Genomic DNA, 16,745 nt, shown 5'->3' on the forward strand with positions numbered 1-16,745 from the left:
ACTCGATCCTGATCGACGAGGCCCGTACGCCGCTGATCATCTCCGGCCCGGCCGATTCGTCGAGCAAGTGGTACGTCGAGTTCGCCCGCCTCGCGCCGCTGTTGAAGAAGGACGTGCACTACGAGGTCGACATCAAGAAGAAGACCATCGGCGTGCACGAAGAGGGCGTCAGCTTCGTCGAGGACCAGCTGGGCATCGACAACCTGTACGACGCGGCCAACTCTCAGCTCGTCGGGTATCTGAACAACGCGATCAAGGTGAAGGAACTCTTCCACCGCGACAAGGACTACATCGTGCGGGGCGGCGAGGTCGTCATCGTCGACGAGTTCACCGGCCGCGTGCTCGACGGCCGCCGGTTCAACGAGGGCCTCCACCAGGCCATCGAGGCCAAGGAAGGCGTGGAGATTCAGGCCGAGAACCAGACGCTGGCCACGATCACCCTTCAGAACTACTTCCGCATGTACGACAAGCTGTCGGGGATGACCGGTACGGCCGAGACCGAGGCCGCCGAGTTCGACCAGATCTACAAGCTGGGCGTGCTGCCGATCCCGACCAATAAGCCGATGATCCGCAAGGATCAGACGGACCTGATCTACAAGACCGAGGAGGCGAAGTTCGACGCTGTCGTCGACGACATCGCCGAACGGCACGAGAAGGGCCAGCCGGTGCTGATCGGCACGACGAGCGTGGAGCGCTCGGAGTACCTGTCGCGCCAGTTGCAGCGGCGCAAGATCCCGCACAGCGTGCTCAACGCGAAGTACCACGAGCAGGAGGCGCAGATCATCGCCGAGGCCGGCCGCGTCGGTGCGGTCACGGTGGCGACGAACATGGCCGGCCGTGGTACCGACGTCGTGCTCGGTGGCAATGCCGACATCATCGCCGACGCACGGCTGCGCAAGGCGGGGTTGGACCCGGTGCACACGCCCGAGGAGTACGAAGCCGCGTGGGACGAGGCGATCACCATCGCCCGCCGCAATGCCGAGGCCGAGGCCGACGAGGTGCGCGACGCCGGCGGTCTGTATGTGCTGGGCACCGAGCGGCACGAGTCGCGCCGCATCGACAACCAGTTGCGCGGCCGGTCGGGCCGCCAGGGCGACCCGGGTGAGTCGCGGTTCTACCTGTCGCTGGGCGACGAGCTCATGCGCCGGTTCAACGGTGCTGCGCTCGAGGCCATCATGAACCGCGTCAACCTGCCCGACGACGTCCCGATCGAGGCGAAGATGGTCACCAAGGCCATCCGGTCGGCGCAGACGCAGGTCGAGGGTCAGAACTTCGAGGTCCGCAAGAACGTCCTCAAGTACGACGAGGTGATGAACGAGCAGCGCAAGGTCATCTACCGCGAGCGCAGCACAATCCTCGCCGGTGAGGACCACCGCGAGCAGATTCAGCAGTTCATTGACGACGTGGTCGGCGCCTACGTCGACGGCGCCACCGCCGAGGGCTACGCCGAGGACTGGGACCTCGACGAGTTGTGGGGCGCGCTGCGCTCGCTGTATCCGATCCAGCTCTCGCCGCGCGAGGTGCTCGGCGAGAACGAGTTCGGCGAACGTGACGACATGGCTGCCGACGAACTGCGCGAGATCCTCGTCGCGGACGCCCACAATGCCTACGACCGGCGCGAGGACGAGATCGACGCGATGGCTGGCGAGGGGGCGATGCGCCAACTCGAGCGCAGCATCCTGCTCTCGGTCATCGACCGCAAGTGGCGCGACCATCTCTACGAGATGGACTACCTGCGCGAGGGCATCTACCTGCGGGCGATGGCCCAGGCGGACCCGGTCGTGGAGTACCAGCGCGAGGGCTTCGACATGTTCCACGGCATGCTCGAGGCAATCAAGGAGGAGACCCTCGGGTTCCTCTACAACGCCCAGGTCGAGACCGAGCCGATGGCCGAGCCGGAGCCAGAACTGCCGACCGGGCCGGTGGCAGATTCGGCCGACCAGTCGAAGGTGCCGGCCGGGCTGCGTGCCCGCGGCGTCCCCGCTGCTCCGGCCGAGGTGCCGATGGTGTTCACCGGCCCCGACGAGAGTGGTGACGCCGCGGAATTCGACGAGGGTCAGGCCGACGATGACCTCGAGTCGGCATCGGCGGGTCGTCGGTCCAACCGGCGGGCCAAGCGGGCCAAGCCGGCCGCGAAGAAGACCAAGCGCCGCCGCTGATCGGTACGAATAACGGTTCCGGTGGAACCGTTCGGCGCCCGGCTGCGTCCAATTTGTATGGACACCAGCAACGTCGTGGTACGCCCGGCCCCGCCCTTCGAGCATCCTGGGCGGTGGGCAGGGCGCTGTGATTGCGCCGACGAAGCCACGCACGCGCGCATCGACGCGCCGCCGGTCCGGGCGCTGCGCGTGGTGCCGTCACCGCCTCCTGCCCCCGATGCTGCTGCCATCGCTGCGCGGGAGTTTGCGATTGCCGCGATGACTGTCGTGCTGGAGGTCATCGATCGCCGCCGTCCGGTGTCGGCGATGGCGCCCTTCGTCGCCGACACCGTTGCCGATCACGTCCTCAGCCGCGGTCGTGCCCACCACAGTGCGCGGATCGGGCCAGGCAATCGGGTCGGTCTGCGCCTGCGGCGCGTACACATCCAGATCGCCGACAACGGTGCGGCCGAGTTCTTCGGCAGCTACACGTGCGGCGAGCGGGTCCGTGCCTTCGCGGGTCGGATGACAATGGTCACGAAGCCGCCGAAGCGGGCGCGCTCGCCGCGCTGGCAGATCTGCGGGCTGATGCTCGACTGAGGCAGTTAGGATCGCAGAATCATGGTGAACAGGCTGACCCCGCGCGAAGCGATGTACTACTTCCTTGACGAGGGGCGCGCCACTGTGCACCTCGGGTCGCTGATCATCATCGACCCGAGCGCTGCCGTTCCCGGCGGAGGTCTGGACTATGCAACCTTGGTCGCGCTGGCTGAGAGCCGGATCCAGTTCGTGCCCCGATACCGGCAGGTCGTGAAGCCGGTGGCGCTCGGACTCGCCCGGCCGGTGTGGGTCGACGATGCCGACTTCGACATCAACTTCCACATCCGCCGCGCGGGTCTGCCGCAGCCCGGTGGTGCCGAACAACTGCAGGACCTCGTCGGGCGCGTGCTGTCGCGGCCGCTGGACCCGAACCGCCCGCTCTGGGAGATGTACCTGATCGAGGGCCTCGACGACGGTGCGATGGCACTGCTCACGAAGACCCACCACTGCATGGTCGGCCCGTCTTCGCCCGAGCTCACGCAGGTCCTGCTCGACGACGAGCCGTCGTTCGGCGACACCGTCGAGGACATCTGGATGCCCCGCTCGTTGCCGAGTGCGATCCAACTGGCCTTCGACGCAATCACCGAGGGGCTCGCCCGACCGGGGGAGATGGCGGAGAACCTGGTGGGGGGCAACGGCCCGATCTCATCGCTGCGCTCTTTCGCGAAGGGCACGGTCACCCAGGTGACCGAACTGATCTCGCAGTTCGCCAACTCGGCACCGCACAGCCCGCTCAACCAGTCGACCTCGTCGACGCGGACCTTCGCCGTCGCATCGATCTCCGCTACGGAAGTCGCCCGCGTGGCCGAGCATCACGGGTGCGAACGCGGCGACGTCGAACTCGCGATCATCACCGGCGTGCTGCGGCGCTGGATGATGTCGTTCACCGACACCCTCGGCGCCGGTGATACGGTGCGGGTGGTGTTGCCGTTGGGGGTTCGCAGGACCGGGGACGAGGCGTTCGAGGATGCGCGGCCGGTCGATCCATCGGACTGGTTCGGGGAAGACGGCCCCGGGTTCGTCACCGATCTGCCGGTGGGCGAGTCGAATCCGTCGGTGGTGCTCGCCCAGGTGGCCGGCTTGGCGGCGCGCAACGCGCACTCCGCCTCCCGACAGTCCGGTCCGCTGCTGCCGTTGCTGCCCGACCTGGGTGTCGTCCCGTTCGGCGATGTGGCGGCCCGGTTCTTCACCAGCTGGAACCGGCACACCTACAACGTGCCCATCGCGGCCGCGCCGACCCCGGTCAGTCAGCGATGGCTGCACGGTGTCCCGGTACGCGGACTGTTCCTGGTACCGGTGCTCCTCGAGAACCGGGCGCTGGCGATCACCGTGATGACCTACACCGACCGCGTTGAGTTCGCCTTCCTCGGCGATCGGGGCGTACTCGTCGATCTACCCGCGCTGGTGGACTTCACCCACGACGCCTTCGACGACCTGCATCCCGCGCCCGGCGTCGACGGAGGTCGGTGACCATGCGCGTCTACATCCCGGCAACGCTGGCGATGCTGCAGTCGCTGAACGAGACGGGTGAACTCGCCGTCGTGGGCGGTACGGCTTTCGCGGTGACTCCCGCGTTGCGCGAGTCCTACACCGCCGGCGACGACGAGGAGCTGTCTGAGGCGGCGATGCGTGAAGCGGCCCGCGCCAGCCTTCGGCTGCTGGGGGCAGACGGCGCGGAACCCGATGCCATGCCGCCGCGGCGGGTAGTCGTCGCTGCCGACGTTGACGACCCGAAGCTGCGCCCCGATCTCGATGCCGCCGTCGTCAAGATCTCCGGGCCGGTGCCGCGATCGGCGATTGCGGCCGCCCACGTCGACGGCGCTGACGCCGAGTCGGCGGTGCTTGCGGCGATCGATGCAGTGGACGCCGCCGACCTGGGTGATCTCGACGCGGAGCTGGCGATCGGCGACGTCGAGGACTTCGACTTGGGCTGGTATGCGACGCAGGAACTCCCGTTCCTGCTGGAACTGCTGTAGCCCAGCACCCGTTTCCAACACCGCGCGCAGTTTTCCCGCTTCGGCAGCCGGAGGAAAGTGGCGCACCACGTTGGATCTACCTCGAGGACCAGACCGAGTTGGTCACTGCGGATCGATGCGGTAGTTCTGCGCCACCAACTCCAACCATTGCGTCGGCGAAGGAACGGGATCGCCGCGGCCGGCAACCGTCCCGAAGAAGGCCGCCGTGTTCGGGTTGCTGGACGTGTGGGTGACCGTGACGTCACGAGGCCGGTGCTTGTGATCAGTCCAAACGTCGTCGCACGCACGGATCTCACGTTGCCGGTGACCAACGAGTGCTGGACGAGGCACCAGTGGCCTGGCGCGACCGTCAAGTTGCGGGAAACGCCTTGGACGATCTGGTCGGACAGGTGATGTCGCGGTCGTGGGGTTGTGCCTGGGCGAACGGAGTGGTGCCGGGCGCGAGGAAGGCTGCGACGACGGCGCCCGTCAGCAGGCGACGGACGGCACTTGAGTTGCGGATCACTCCGGTCACTGTTTGACGGCTTGCGGAGTCTTCCACTCGCCGTCGAGTGCCGGCTCCTTGGGCCAGTACAGCCGCAGGATCAATTGGAACGGGCCTTCGGGCGCGGGGAGCCAGTTGGCCTCCTTGTTCGGCCCGGGGGATTCCGTCTGGAGGTAGATCGTGACGCCGCCGTCGGGATCCTTGATCAGGCCGGGCAGCATCGGCGAGTTGACCAGGTAGCGGTCGATCGGATTGGCCACCAGCAGGCTCTGCGGCATCCGGTACATGGTGATCGACCAGAACGAGTGCACCGGTGGGAGCTGACCGGGCGCAAAACGCAGCGCGTAGGAGTTGGCGCCGGTCAGTGGAGCCTTCGTCGAATCATTGGCGATAACGGGGTAGAGGGCTTCTTTCGCGACGTTGCCGTAGATGCCGAGCACCGAGCCGGCCATTCGGTAAAGGTAGTTGTCGCCCAGTTCGGCGTGCGTGCCGAACAGATCCGCGGAGGTGACTTTGCCGGTGTTGAGCTCGTCCTTCTGGAAGGTCGCCAACTCGGCCAGGGCGTCGGCCATTCCATCCTTGACGCCCTGCAACTGTTCGGGACTCATCGTGTCGGGGTTGAATCCGCCGTCGGGTCCGATGCCGATGGAGGCGAAGCGCTCGCGCAGCGCCCTCTCGTCGGGGAACACGGGGACGTACTTGAGGACGAAACCGAGGATCTCGAAGAACTTCGGCGAGGTCCGCTGCTCTTCGACTGTCAGCGGCGTGATGAAGTCGACGGGCGGGGCCGTGGCAGCCGCCTTGCCGGTGAAGGCTGACAGCGGCTGTGCTTTGTACCCCGCTTGGATTCGCTTGACGTTGTCCAGGTCGGCTGGATCGAACAGTTGGGTTCGGTAGATGATGAACGAGAAGTCCGAGTCCGCCCGGATCACCTCATCGACGCCGACGGGTTTCTCGCCCTTCCAGCCCGGACCGGCCAGCAGGTAGGTACCGCCGTCATTTCCGGTGGTGCGGCTCCCGACGTAGTGGTAGTCGTAGGTGTAGGCGTCGATGAATTGCAGCGAATAGTACCGCTTCGCGTCGATTTTGGGGACCGTCAGCACTAGGGGCTCGGCTCGCAGATCGGCACCGATGAATGAGTACGGCGTGTCGGAATTGGGGGTCTGAATGGTGGTGTCGGCCGGAGTGAAAACCCGGGCGATGCTGTGCAGCGTGTTCCAATCGCCTTTGTACTGCGGGTTTGACTTGTCGACGAAGTAGGAGTGCAGGATGCGGTAATTGTCGACCATCGGCAACCCGTACACGTATGCGCTCTTGATGATTTCGCGTAGCTGCTTCGGACTCGGATAGGTATTTGGCGTCTCTGTCGTGCGGTCGCTACCGCCGCAGGCGGCGGTGGCGAGGAGCATGGATACGAGGGCCGCGGCGATCCCAACAGCTTTCATTGTGTATTCCTCCCTTGTCGGTACCGATCACGGTGCCGCACCGAAGCGCTGACTGTCTTGACCTGAGCAGACAGGTTTTTTACTTTGAAGGACGTGCTGCTGATCCGGGGTTCGAGTCTGAGCGGCTTCGACACGCTGGTCGCCGACTTTGGCGGCGACGCCGTGGCGCTCCTGGCGGTGGCAGGCGTCGACCCCGATGACATCGGGGACCACGAACGGTTCATCGTTTTCCGGAATGCTGTGTTGGCCGTGGAGAGTGCGGCCGCGGTGCTCGGTGTCCCTGACTTTGGGCGCCGACTCGCTGATCTGCAGAACATCGACATTCTTGGACCGGTGGGGGTGGCGGCCCGCACCGCCGCTACCGTTGGTGAGGCGCTGGAAATCTTCGACACCTACATGGACACCTACAGCGCGGCGATTCTCGCCCAAGTCGGGCCCGGCCCAGACGATGGGCTGGCGCGATTCGAGTACAGCTTCCTGATGGACCCCGCGCCACCGCAAGCCCAATCAATCGAGCTCGCGCTCGGTCTCACTCTCCGCGTCTTCCGGGTGCTCCTGGGGACTACATATCGACCCGTGGCGGTGCACCTTCCGCATTCGGCGCTGGACTTGCCGTCGTCGTATCGCCACTACTTCGGCTGCTCGCCGCGATTCAATGAGCCGGTCGCCGGTTTCACCGTCCGGGTGGCCGACCTGGATCGGCCGTTGGGGCGTGACCCGCTGGTCCACCAGGTCGCCATGAACTACCTCGTCGACGTCATGCGCCACCGGGAACGTGCGATTCCGGGCTCGGTCCGCAGCATCGTGCGGCAGCTACTCCCGACCCGTAGGCTCAACATCGATCTGGTCGCCAGCCAATTCAACATGCATCCGAAGGCCTTGCAGCGGCGCCTCGCCGCCGAAGGGACGAGCTTCGCGGAGTTGGTGGACGAGACCCGGCGCGACATCGCCCAGCGATTGCTTATCGGATCGGACCTGTCGGTCGCCCAGGTGGCCCGCCAGCTCGGCTACACCGAGCAGAGCACGTTGACGCGCGCCTGCAGGCGTTGGTTCGACGCGAGCCCGACGGAGTTCCGCGCGCGAGGATGACGGTCAGACGTCGAGCGAACAGTCCCCGGCTGCGGCGCTGACACAGGTCTGGATGCGTTCACCGGCAATGTGCTCCACACCGTTGCGCAAGTCGCGGACCACGCCGGATTCAACCGGGACGACGCAGCTCTGGCAAATCCCCATGCGGCACCCGAAGGGCATGAGCACGCCGGACGCCTCACCGGCCTCGAGGAGTGTCGTCGCACCGTCGACGGTGGCTGTTTTCCCACTACGAGCGAAGGTGACTGTTCCGCCCTGCGCTCCGACGGCACCGCGCTCGAGGGCGAATCGCTCGAGGTGGAGGTGCTGCTCCATGCCGGCTTGCGCAAACATCCCCGTGACGAGGTCGAGGAAGCCGCCGGGTCCGCAGGCCCAGGTCTCGCGGTGGGCCCAATCGTCACACAGCCCGGCGATCCGGTCAGGTGTGAGCCGGCCGCCGTCGCGGGACTCGTGGATGTGGACGTCGACGGTCCCTCGCTGGGCGTAACCGGCGAGTTCCTCGCCGAACAGCAGGTCGTCGGGCCCGGGAACAGAGTGGATCACGACGATGTCGGAGTGTTGCCCGCGATGGGAGATGGTCCGCAGCATCGACATGATCGGCGTGATGCCGCTACCGGCGGTGAGGAACAGGAGTTTGGGCGGCAGCGGGTCGGGTAGGACGAACTCGCCGGCGGGTGCGGCGAGGCGGACGATGGTGCCGGGTTCGATGCCGGTCACCAGGTGTGAGGAGAGAAAGCCCTCCGGCATTGCCTTGACCGTGATGGAGACGGTCTGGTCGCGCTCGGCGATCTCGGGGGCCGAAGTGAGGGAGTAGGAGCGCCAGATCCACCGGCCGCCCACGGCGACGCCGATACCGAGGTATTGCCCGGGCTGATAGTCGAAGGAGAAGCCCCAGCCCGGCTTGATCTCGATGGTGGCCGTATCGGCGGTCTCCCGTCGGACGGAGACGACGCGGCCGCGCAACTCGCGCGCCGACCACAGAGGGTTTGCCAGATGCAGGTAGTCGTCGGGCAGCAGGGGGGTGGTGATCCGTGCGACGGCGGCGCGCACCAGTTGCGTGCCGCGGTGCCGTGCGGCGACGTCGCGCACCGGTGCTTCGAAGCGTTCCCGCCAATTCACGTGCGACACCCTTTCGGTGAATCCGCTACCCGCGGATTGCTGGACAACCTCCGCTAGCGTAACCTACGCTGACGTAAGTTACGAAACCGTAGGTTAGGACGAAATGGCCATCTCCGACATTCCCGAGTATGCCCATCTCAGCGACGCCGATGTCGCGGCACTGGGTGCGGAACTCGATCAAATCCGCGCGGATATCGAGGCCGATCGCGGTGAGCGCGACGCCCGCTACATCCGCAACACGATCCGGCTGCAACGCGGACTGGACATCGCCGGCCGCGCCATGATCGCCGCCGGTTCCACCGGAGGAGGCCGCCGCCGCGGTGCCTGGTGGGCCGGTACCGCGTCGCTGGGCGTCGCCAAGATCATCGAGAACATGGAACTGGGCCACAACGTCATGCACGGCCAGTGGGATTGGATGAACGATCCCGAGGTGCACTCGACCACGTGGGAATGGGACAACACCGGGCCGTCGGCGCACTGGAAGCACACTCACAACTACATCCACCACAAGTACACCAACGTCTTGGGCATGGACGACGATGTCGGGTACGGCCTACTGCGCGTCACCCGTGACCAGCGGTGGCGGCCGTTCTACCTGGGCAATCTCGTCTACAACACGCTGCTCGCGGTCTTCTTCGAGTACGGCGTCGCCGCCCAGCACCTCGAACTGGGCCGCAAACGCAAGACGCCGGAGGACAAGGCTGCACTCAAGGCCGACCTCGCCGACGTCGGCGCCAAGATCGGCCGGCAGGTCGGCAAGGACTACGTGTTGTTCCCGGCCGCCGTCGGCGTGATCGGACGGTCGACGGCCGCCGCGCGCGCGACCATGGGCGCGAACTTCGTGGCCAACATCATCCGCAACCTCTGGACCAACGCGGTCATCTTCTGCGGGCACTTCCCCGACGGCGCCGAGAAGTTCACCCGTAAGGACATGGACGGCGAGTCCCAGGGGCAGTGGTATCTGCGCCAGATGCTGGGCAGCGCGAACTTCCACGCCGGCCCCGTGCTCGGGTTCATGTCGGGCAACCTGTCCTACCAGATCGAGCACCATCTGTTCCCGGACCTGCCCAGCAACCGCCTACCGGAGATCTCCGTCCGGGTCCAGGCGCTCGCCGAGAAGTATGACTTGCCTTACACCACCGGATCGCTGCCAGTGCAGTACCTCAAGGCGTGGCGCACGATCGCCAAGCTGTCGCTGCCCGACCGCTTCCTGATCGCGACGGCCGACGATGCGCCCGAAACTGCCTCGGAATTACGGTTCAAGGCCGATGATCCGACAAAACACCTGGTCGCAGCGGTTGATCCGGTGACCGGACGCCGCGCCGGGCTGCGCACGGCGATCGCCGGTTTGCGTCGGCGTCGTCGAGACAGGGCGACCATTCGCGCCCTGTCGTCGTCGAAGCAGACCCGGCCCGGACGTTCGGCCGAGGCGGCCTAAGGTCCCACCACAGCGCGGGCTGGGGCAGGTCGCTGCCGGCACGCGCATAATGGGTCGCACAATGGCAATCACCGACATCCGCGAATACTCGCACCTGAGCGACGCCGACGTGGAGGCGCTCGGGGCAGAGCTGGACTCGCTGCGCCGTGAGATCGAGTCCGACCTCGGCGCCCGCGATGTGGCGTACCTGCGGCGCACCATCCGGGCGCAGCGCGCGCTGGAGATCGTCGGCCGCGTCGCGCTCTTGGGTAGCCATCGCCGCGGGTTGTGGTGGCTGGGCACCGGATCGCTGGCACTGGCCAAGATCATCGAGAACATGGAACTGGGCCACAACGTCATGCACGGCCAGTGGGATTGGATGAACGATCCCGAGGTCCATTCGGCGACGTGGGAGTGGGACATGGTGTGCGCCGCCCCGCATTGGAAGCACTCGCACAACTACGTCCACCACAAGTACACCAACGTGGTCGGCATGGACCACGATGTCGGGTACAAGACCCTGCGCGTCACCCGTGACGAGCCGTGGGAGCCGCGCTGGTTGGCGCAGCCGTTCCTCAACCTCTTGCTCGCGGCGGGGTTCGAATGGGGAATCGCGCTGCACGACTTGGAGGTCGGCGAGGTCATTCGGGGCAACAAGCCCAAGGATGTGGCCATCCCGCAGCTCAAGGAGTTCGCCCGCAAGGCGGGGCGCCAGATCGGCAAGGACTATGTGCTCTTCCCGGCGTTGAGCGGCCCCAATTTCAAGCACACACTGACCGCCAACCTGAGCGCGAACCTCATCCGGAATTTGTGGGCGTACGTGGTGATCTTCTGCGGACATTTCCCCGATGGCGCTGAGAAGTTCACCGTCGACGCGCTCGACGAGGAGACGCGCGGCGCCTGGTACCTGCGGCAGATGCTGGGGACGGCGAACTTCGACTCTGGTCCTGTGATGGCTTTCCTCTCGGGCAATCTGTCCTACCAGATCGAGCACCACCTCTACCCGGACCTGCCGAGCAATCGGCTGCCCGAGATATCGGTGCGAGTGCGCGAACTCTGCGACAAGTACGACCTGCCGTACACCACCGGTCCGCTGGTCCACCAATACCTGCAGACATTGCGGACGGTGAACAAACTGGCTCTGCCCGACCAGTTCCTGCGCGACACCGCCGATGATGCGCCGGAAACCGCGTCGGAGCGTCGCTTCGACGGCATGACGCCCCGTGCCCGGGGCCTCAAGACCGCACTGCGTCGGTTGAAGGCGGAGCGCAAGGCCCGCTGAGAAAATTCCCCTCATGCACCGTCGGGGGAAGTATTCCCTTCCTCGGTCACCGCGGGACGATTCTCCGCAGTGAGTGCGACGAGAATGTTGCGCACCGCCATCGCCCGACGTGCGGCTGCTCCGTCCAGTTGATCGAGTGCGCACTCCGGGTCGGCTGGCGGGCCGAGGTGGCTGCAGCCGCGAGGGCAGTCCTCGATGGCCTCGCGCAGGTCGGTGAAGGCCGCGACTACGTCGTCGGGGGAGATGTGGGCCAGCCCGAAAGAGCGGATCCCTGGAGTGTCGACCACCCAGGTGCCGGGGGAATCTGGGATCGGCAACGCCACCGATTGCGTCGAGGTATGCCGTCCCTTGCCCACCCCGGATACTTCGCCGGTCGCCCGATCAGCTTGTGGCACAAGGCGATTCACCATTGTCGACTTGCCGACGCCGGAATGCCCGATGAGCGCGGTCAGCTTGCCCTCGAGCAGTGCGCGCAACTGCGTCAGATCATCGTCGCGCCCGGCTGCGACGATCCGCAGGTCCAGGCCGTCGAATGCGGCCCGGAAGGCAGTGCCGTCGGCCAAATCGGACTTGGTGAGCGCGAGTACCGGCTTCAAACCGCCGACGTAGGCCGCGGCGAGGGCGCGCTCGACAAACCCGGTGCGCGGCGGCGGGTCGGCCAGCGCAGTAACGATGAGCAGCTGGTCGGCGTTGGCGACGACGATCCGCTCGTAGGGATCGGTATCGTCGGCGGTGCGCCGCAGTACTGAGGTCCGGTCGTCCACGCGGACGATGCGCGCCAGGGTGTCCTTGTCACCCGAGACATCCCCGACGACACCGACGCGGTCGCCGACGACGATTGGGGTGCGGCCCAGTTCGCGGGCGCGCATCGCGACGACGATCCGGGCGGGATCGGCGTCGATCGCGCAGCCCCACCGACCGCGGTCGACGGATACGACCATCGCCGACGCGGCGTCAGCGTGGACCGGGCGCGTCTTAGTGCGCGGGCGCGAACTCTTACCCGGGCGGATCCGGACGTCGGATTCGTCGTACTGGCGCGTCGAGCGGCCCCGGCTCACCCGGCGGTGGCTCCGGTGTCGGAGATATCGGCGTCGGCAACGGTACCCAGCATGTCCGCCCACATCTGTGGGAAGTCGGGCAGCGTCTTCGCGGTGGTGCCGATGTCGACGACCTCGACGCCGGGCACGCACAGACCGATCAGCGCCCCTGCTGTCGCCATGCGGTGATCAGCGTAGGACTGCCAGACGCCGCCGTGTAGCGGTCGTGGAGTGATGATGAGCCCGCCCGCGTTGTCCGGTGCGTCGAACTCGACGACGTCGCCGCCGAGGCGATTGATCTCGGTCGCCAGGGCCGCCAACCGGTCGGTCTCGTGGCCGCGCAGGTGACCGATGCCGCGCAGCCGCGACTCGCCGTCGGCCAGTGCGCACAGTGCGGCGATCGTCGGGGTCAGCTCTCCGATGGCGCGCAGGTCGACGTCGATCCCGCGCAACCCGCCGCCGGTGACCGTCAGGACGCCGTCGTCGGCGCGGGTGGCCGTGGCGCCGAGCGCGGCGAGGATGGCGACGAACTGCGCACCCGGCTGAGTCGTGTGCGCGGGCCAGCGCGGTACCCGCACCATTCCGCCGGTGGCGGCCGCGGCGGCCAGGAAGGCGGCGGCGTTGGACAGGTCGGGCTCGATCACCCAATCGCGGGCGGCGATCGGCCCGGGGGCGACGCGCCACTCGTCGTCGCCGGCCTCGACCGTCACCCCGTGGTGGCGCAGCATTTCCAGAGTCATCTCGACGTGCGGCGCCGAGGGCATCGGCGCGCCGCGGTGCACCACGCGCACACCGTCGTCGAACCGCGCACCCGACAACAGCAGCCCCGACACGAACTGGGATGACGCCGATGCGTCGATGACGATGTCTCCGCCGCGCAGGCCGCCGCGGCCGACAACGGTGAACGGCAGCGCCGAGCCGGTGATGTCGGCGCCGAGGGAGCGCAGGGCATCGAGGATGGTGTGCAGCGGCCGGGAGCGGGCCTGCTCGTCGCCGTCGAACGCGACGGCACCGTCGGCCAGCGCCGCGACCGGCGGCAGGAAGCGCATGACCGTACCGGCCAACCCACAGTCGACGGTGGTCCCGTGCAATGGTCGCGGGGTGACGGTGATGCGGGTGGGATCGGTGCTGTCGATGTCGATCCCGGTGCCCATCGCTGCGAGGCCGTCGCGCATCAGGTCGGTGTCGCGGCTGCGCAGGGCGCCGGAGATGGTCGACGGCCCGTCGGCCAGCGCGGCGAGGACCAGGGCACGGTTGGTGATCGACTTCGATCCGGGCACGTCCACGGTCGCCGACAACGGACTGCGCGCGACGGGAGCGGGCCAGGTGGTCATGGTCCTCAGTCTCTCATGGTCGCGATCGACGATAATCGTGGAGATGGTGGCGCACAGTGCGGGAATGCTGGTCTACCGAGGGTCGGCGGACTCCGGTGGGGTAGAGGTGTTCCTGGTGCACCCGGGCGGGCCGTTCTGGGCGCGCAAGGATTCCGGCGCCTGGACGATCCCGAAAGGGGAGCACGGGCCCGACGAGGATCCGCTTGCCGCGGCGCGTCGGGAGTTCATCGAGGAGACCGGACAACCGGTGCCCGATGGTCCGGTCCTCGACCTGGGTGAGGTGCGCCAGCGCGGCGGCAAGGTGGTGCGCGCCTTCGCGGTGTGCGGTGAGGTGGACGCGTCGGCCGTCGTCTCGAACACCTTCACCATCCAGTGGCCGCCCCGGTCGGGCCAGATGCGCGAGTTCCCGGAGGTCGACCGAGGGCAGTGGTTCTCCGCTGACGGCGCCGCGCTGAAAATCAACCCCGCGCAGACCGAGTTCCTGGCGCGTCTTGGGGTGGCGGTCGGCGGAGATCGGTAGCGTCACCGGTATGACGATCACCATCGGCCGTGTTTACGACGACGTGCCCGCCGGGGCCCATCGGATCCTCGTCGACCGGTTGTGGCCGCGGGGGCTCCGCAAGGAGGACCCGCGGATCGGGGAGTGGTGCAAGGAAGTCGCACCGAGTACCGAACTGCGCGAGTGGTATCACCACAACGAGGGCAACGCTGATGTCCACGAGATCTTCGTCGCGCGATACCGCGAAGAACTCGCCTCGGGCGAGCAGGCCGACGCGCTCGCCCATATCGCGTCGGAGGCGGCCAAGGGCGACGTGGAGCTGGCGACCGCGACCAAGGATCCGTCGACGAGCCACGTTCCGACGATCCTCGAGGAGCTCAACCGCGCTGGCGGCTAGTCTGCGCTGTCGCCGGTTCAGTCTTCGTTACTGTTGCGCGCGCCGACGAACTCGATCAGCTGCGGATCGGCCGAGGCCAAGCGGTCGACCTCCTCGCCGCCGTCGCATCGGTAGAGCCCGATGACCAGCGTCCCGCCGCGCCGCGACAGCACCCGCCATACCGCGCCGGAATCGGACCATCGTCGCAGGGTGTCGACGGGATCGGGGCTGACGGTCATGTGTCGATCCTAGGCTGTCAGACCCCCGTGGTTCACTTCGAACACCAGTTCACCGACGGTCGGTGGCAGGGTCGGTCAGGAGGCGGCGATGGCGGAGCGGGACGGAATCGATTCGGGCGGGTCCACGACGGACGTGGACGCGCGGTGGGCGGCATTCGCGGGATGGTTCGCCCAACGGTTGTCGGAGTTGCCGGCGGCGTCGGTGCTCGACGCCGGACGCGGCGACGCCACGCCAGAGACCGACGGTTACGACGTCGAATGCGCGCAGGTGCAGCGGTTGTACGGGGACCGGTACCTGTTGCGCTGCTCCACGACGCTGATGATCATCCCGCTGCTGGACTGCTACGACGGCGACAACGTCGCGCTCGACACGTGGCACCACGACGACCTGTTCGAGGACTGCACCCACGGATACCTGGTGAGCGAATCGCCGCAGATGGTCGCCGACCTGGTGGTCGGCTGGTTCCGCGAGCGCTGCGGCTTCGCCGAGCCCGACCTCATCGGCTTCGCCTACATGCGCGCGAAGTCGTTGCCGCACACGGCAAGCAGGGTGGATTGGATGACGCGGACGGTGTCGCGCAGCTCGGTGCGCGACTCATGAGGACCGGTGACGAAGCTGCTGACGTGGCTAGAGTGCTTGGTACGGGCACCGTTGAGAGACGAGGGAGACGACATGGATCTTAGTGTTGGCGGAATCGTCGGGCTGATCATCTTCGGCGCGGTTATCGGCATCCTTGCGCGCGTGGTGATGCCGGGCAAGCAATCGATCTCGGCGCTGGTCACGGTAGTCCTCGGCGTCATCGGTGCTGTGGTCGGCTATTTCGTGGCCGCTAAGCTCGACGTCGCCGACACTTCGGGCATCGACTGGTGGCGTTGGATCATCAGTATCGCCGCTGCCATCGTCCTCACTTTCGGGTACGAGTCCGTCACTTCGCGGGCGTCGAAGTAGCGTGCGCGTCGTCGTTGTTGGCGGCCACGGAAAGGTCGCTCTGCGTGTGGCGCGCCTGCTCTGCGAGCGTGGCGACGAGGTCACCGCGCTTATCCGCAATCCCGATCATGCCGCCGATGTGCGAGACTCCGGTGCCAACCCGGTGGTGTTCGACGTGGAAGCGGCGAAGGAGTCGGCGTTCGTCGATGTCTTCGTCGGGCACGACGCAGTCGTGTGGTCGGCCGGAGCGGGCGGAGGCAATCCATCCCGGACTTACGCCGTCGATCGCGACGCGGCGATCCGTTCTATGGAGGCGGCGCTGGAAGCCGGAGTTCGGCGATACGTGATGGTGTCCTATTTCGGTGCTCGACCCGATCACGGTGTGCCCGAGGGTGATTCGTTCCATCCGTACGCCGAGGCCAAGGCGGCGGCCGATGCGTTCCTGCTCGATTCCGACCTGGACTGGACGATCCTCGGGCCCAGCCGTCTGACTGATGCCCCCGGCGGCGGTGTGTCGGTGAGCCGGGTCGCCCACGAGCCGGGCGGGGCAGCTGTGCGTGAAACCGGTGCGGAAGGTCAGGTCAAAGGGTCGGTGAGCCGCGACGCCGTGGCCGCAGTCGTCGTCGCGTCGCTGCACGACCCGGCGACGATCAATACGCGCCTGGAGTTCAACGACGGTCCGGACCACCCGGCCGATGCCTGGTAGCAGGCCCGACGAGCCTCCAGCCCCAACGTCGTTTCGTCAATCCTGCGTCGATCGACGTCGGATCGACGAAGCGGTG

The 16,745-nt window shown here is 67.0% G+C and carries 17 protein-coding genes; 12 read left to right on the plus strand and 5 right to left on the minus strand.

All coding sequences use genetic code 11. The annotated features are described in order from the left end of the window. The 4 genes from secA to B4L26_RS16125 form a co-directional block, all read left to right on the plus strand. A partial coding sequence (gene secA, locus B4L26_RS16110; protein WP_290720391.1) for a preprotein translocase subunit SecA occupies positions 1–2,159 on the plus strand: 2,159 nt, incomplete at its 5' end. A 57-nt stretch (positions 2,160–2,216) separates the two neighbouring features. Beyond that, complete coding sequence (locus B4L26_RS16115) at positions 2,217–2,738, plus strand: Rv3235 family protein (protein ID WP_290720394.1); 522 nt, start codon at positions 2,217–2,219, stop codon at positions 2,736–2,738. A gap of 21 nt (positions 2,739–2,759) precedes the next feature. Continuing rightward, positions 2,760–4,208, plus strand: a complete 1,449-nt coding sequence (locus B4L26_RS16120; protein ID WP_290720396.1) for a wax ester/triacylglycerol synthase domain-containing protein — start codon at positions 2,760–2,762, stop codon at positions 4,206–4,208. 2 nt (positions 4,209–4,210) lie between these two features. Next, entirely contained in the window at positions 4,211–4,714 is a 504-nt protein-coding gene (locus B4L26_RS16125) for a DUF6912 family protein (protein ID WP_290720398.1), read from the plus strand. A 510-nt stretch (positions 4,715–5,224) separates the two neighbouring features. On the opposite strand, the gene B4L26_RS16130 is transcribed toward B4L26_RS16125, so the two are convergent. Next, positions 5,225–6,643: a DUF1254 domain-containing protein gene (locus tag B4L26_RS16130; RefSeq protein ID WP_290720400.1), complete on the minus strand. Its 1,419-nt coding sequence runs from the start codon at positions 6,641–6,643 to the stop codon at positions 5,225–5,227. 93 nt (positions 6,644–6,736) lie between these two features. Between B4L26_RS16130 and B4L26_RS16135 the strand changes: the two genes are divergently transcribed. Beyond that, the gene (locus tag B4L26_RS16135; protein ID WP_290720402.1) at positions 6,737–7,732 is read left to right on the plus strand and encodes an AraC family transcriptional regulator; all 996 of its coding nucleotides are present in this window, start codon (positions 6,737–6,739) and stop codon (positions 7,730–7,732) included. Between the two features lie 3 nt (positions 7,733–7,735). On the opposite strand, the gene B4L26_RS16140 is transcribed toward B4L26_RS16135, so the two are convergent. Next, the gene (locus B4L26_RS16140; RefSeq protein WP_290720404.1) at positions 7,736–8,851 is read right to left on the minus strand and encodes a ferredoxin reductase; all 1,116 of its coding nucleotides are present in this window, start codon (positions 8,849–8,851) and stop codon (positions 7,736–7,738) included. Between the two features lie 103 nt (positions 8,852–8,954). Here B4L26_RS16140 and B4L26_RS16145 point away from each other — a divergent pair, with 103 nt between their 5' ends. Beyond that, positions 8,955–10,289, plus strand: coding sequence for a fatty acid desaturase family protein (locus tag B4L26_RS16145; RefSeq protein WP_290720406.1), 1,335 nt, complete (start codon positions 8,955–8,957; stop codon positions 10,287–10,289). A gap of 61 nt (positions 10,290–10,350) precedes the next feature. Continuing rightward, the gene (locus tag B4L26_RS16150) at positions 10,351–11,550 is read left to right on the plus strand and encodes a fatty acid desaturase family protein (RefSeq protein ID WP_290720408.1); all 1,200 of its coding nucleotides are present in this window, start codon (positions 10,351–10,353) and stop codon (positions 11,548–11,550) included. 11 nt (positions 11,551–11,561) lie between these two features. Here the strand turns inward: B4L26_RS16150 and rsgA are convergent, their stop codons facing one another. Together rsgA and aroA are read right to left on the minus strand one after the other, a co-directional pair. Next, positions 11,562–12,608, minus strand: a complete 1,047-nt coding sequence (rsgA, locus tag B4L26_RS16155; RefSeq protein ID WP_290720410.1) for a ribosome small subunit-dependent GTPase A — start codon at positions 12,606–12,608, stop codon at positions 11,562–11,564. Beyond that, positions 12,605–13,921 carry a 3-phosphoshikimate 1-carboxyvinyltransferase gene (gene aroA, locus B4L26_RS16160; protein WP_290720411.1) on the minus strand — a complete coding sequence of 439 codons (1,317 nt, stop codon included), beginning with the start codon at positions 13,919–13,921 and terminating at the stop codon, positions 12,605–12,607. The genes rsgA and aroA overlap by 4 nt, the downstream gene beginning before the upstream one ends. A gap of 43 nt (positions 13,922–13,964) precedes the next feature. Between aroA and B4L26_RS16165 the strand changes: the two genes are divergently transcribed. Both B4L26_RS16165 and B4L26_RS16170 read left to right on the plus strand, forming a co-directional pair. Further along, entirely contained in the window at positions 13,965–14,441 is a 477-nt protein-coding gene (locus tag B4L26_RS16165; protein ID WP_290720413.1) for an NUDIX domain-containing protein, read from the plus strand. 10 nt (positions 14,442–14,451) lie between these two features. After that, positions 14,452–14,817, plus strand: coding sequence for a DUF488 domain-containing protein (locus tag B4L26_RS16170; protein ID WP_290720414.1), 366 nt, complete (start codon positions 14,452–14,454; stop codon positions 14,815–14,817). 17 nt (positions 14,818–14,834) lie between these two features. Here the strand turns inward: B4L26_RS16170 and B4L26_RS16175 are convergent, their stop codons facing one another. Beyond that, the gene (locus tag B4L26_RS16175; RefSeq protein WP_290720415.1) at positions 14,835–15,035 is read right to left on the minus strand and encodes a hypothetical protein; all 201 of its coding nucleotides are present in this window, start codon (positions 15,033–15,035) and stop codon (positions 14,835–14,837) included. A gap of 88 nt (positions 15,036–15,123) precedes the next feature. Here B4L26_RS16175 and B4L26_RS16180 point away from each other — a divergent pair, with 88 nt between their 5' ends. The 3 genes from B4L26_RS16180 (at position 15,124) to B4L26_RS16190 (ending at position 16,669) form a co-directional block, all read left to right on the plus strand. Beyond that, positions 15,124–15,636 (plus strand): hypothetical protein, encoded by a 513-nt coding sequence (locus B4L26_RS16180; protein WP_290720417.1) that lies wholly within the window; start codon positions 15,124–15,126, stop codon positions 15,634–15,636. A gap of 72 nt (positions 15,637–15,708) precedes the next feature. Next, positions 15,709–15,984: a GlsB/YeaQ/YmgE family stress response membrane protein gene (locus tag B4L26_RS16185; RefSeq protein ID WP_290720419.1), complete on the plus strand. Its 276-nt coding sequence runs from the start codon at positions 15,709–15,711 to the stop codon at positions 15,982–15,984. 1 nt (position 15,985) lies between these two features. Next, complete coding sequence (locus B4L26_RS16190; RefSeq protein WP_290720420.1) at positions 15,986–16,669, plus strand: NAD(P)H-binding protein; 684 nt, start codon at positions 15,986–15,988, stop codon at positions 16,667–16,669. Positions 16,670–16,745: the final 76 nt, after the last annotated feature.

Origin of the sequence: Gordonia sp. UBA7599 (assembly GCA_002477755.1) — a bacterium.
Classification (GTDB): Bacteria; Actinomycetota; Actinomycetes; order Mycobacteriales; family Mycobacteriaceae; genus Gordonia.

Bases quoted from the DNA above. Each gene is read 5' to 3' on its own strand.
- B4L26_RS16115 (WP_290720394.1), top strand. From the start codon at position 2,217: ATGGACACCAGCAACGTCGTGGTACGCCCGGCCCCGCCCTTCGAGCAT.
- B4L26_RS16120 (WP_290720396.1), top strand. From the start codon at position 2,760: ATGGTGAACAGGCTGACCCCGCGCGAAGCGATGTACTACTTCCTTGAC.
- B4L26_RS16125 (WP_290720398.1), top strand. From the start codon at position 4,211: ATGCGCGTCTACATCCCGGCAACGCTGGCGATGCTGCAGTCGCTGAAC.
- B4L26_RS16130 (WP_290720400.1), bottom strand. From the start codon at position 6,643: ATGAAAGCTGTTGGGATCGCCGCGGCCCTCGTATCCATGCTCCTCGCC.
- B4L26_RS16145 (WP_290720406.1), top strand. From the start codon at position 8,955: ATGGCCATCTCCGACATTCCCGAGTATGCCCATCTCAGCGACGCCGAT.
- B4L26_RS16150 (WP_290720408.1), top strand. From the start codon at position 10,351: ATGGCAATCACCGACATCCGCGAATACTCGCACCTGAGCGACGCCGAC.
- aroA (WP_290720411.1), bottom strand. From the start codon at position 13,921: ATGACCACCTGGCCCGCTCCCGTCGCGCGCAGTCCGTTGTCGGCGACC.
- B4L26_RS16165 (WP_290720413.1), top strand. From the start codon at position 13,965: ATGGTGGCGCACAGTGCGGGAATGCTGGTCTACCGAGGGTCGGCGGAC.
- B4L26_RS16170 (WP_290720414.1), top strand. From the start codon at position 14,452: ATGACGATCACCATCGGCCGTGTTTACGACGACGTGCCCGCCGGGGCC.
- B4L26_RS16175 (WP_290720415.1), bottom strand. From the start codon at position 15,035: ATGACCGTCAGCCCCGATCCCGTCGACACCCTGCGACGATGGTCCGAT.
- B4L26_RS16180 (WP_290720417.1), top strand. From the start codon at position 15,124: ATGGCGGAGCGGGACGGAATCGATTCGGGCGGGTCCACGACGGACGTG.
- B4L26_RS16185 (WP_290720419.1), top strand. From the start codon at position 15,709: ATGGATCTTAGTGTTGGCGGAATCGTCGGGCTGATCATCTTCGGCGCG.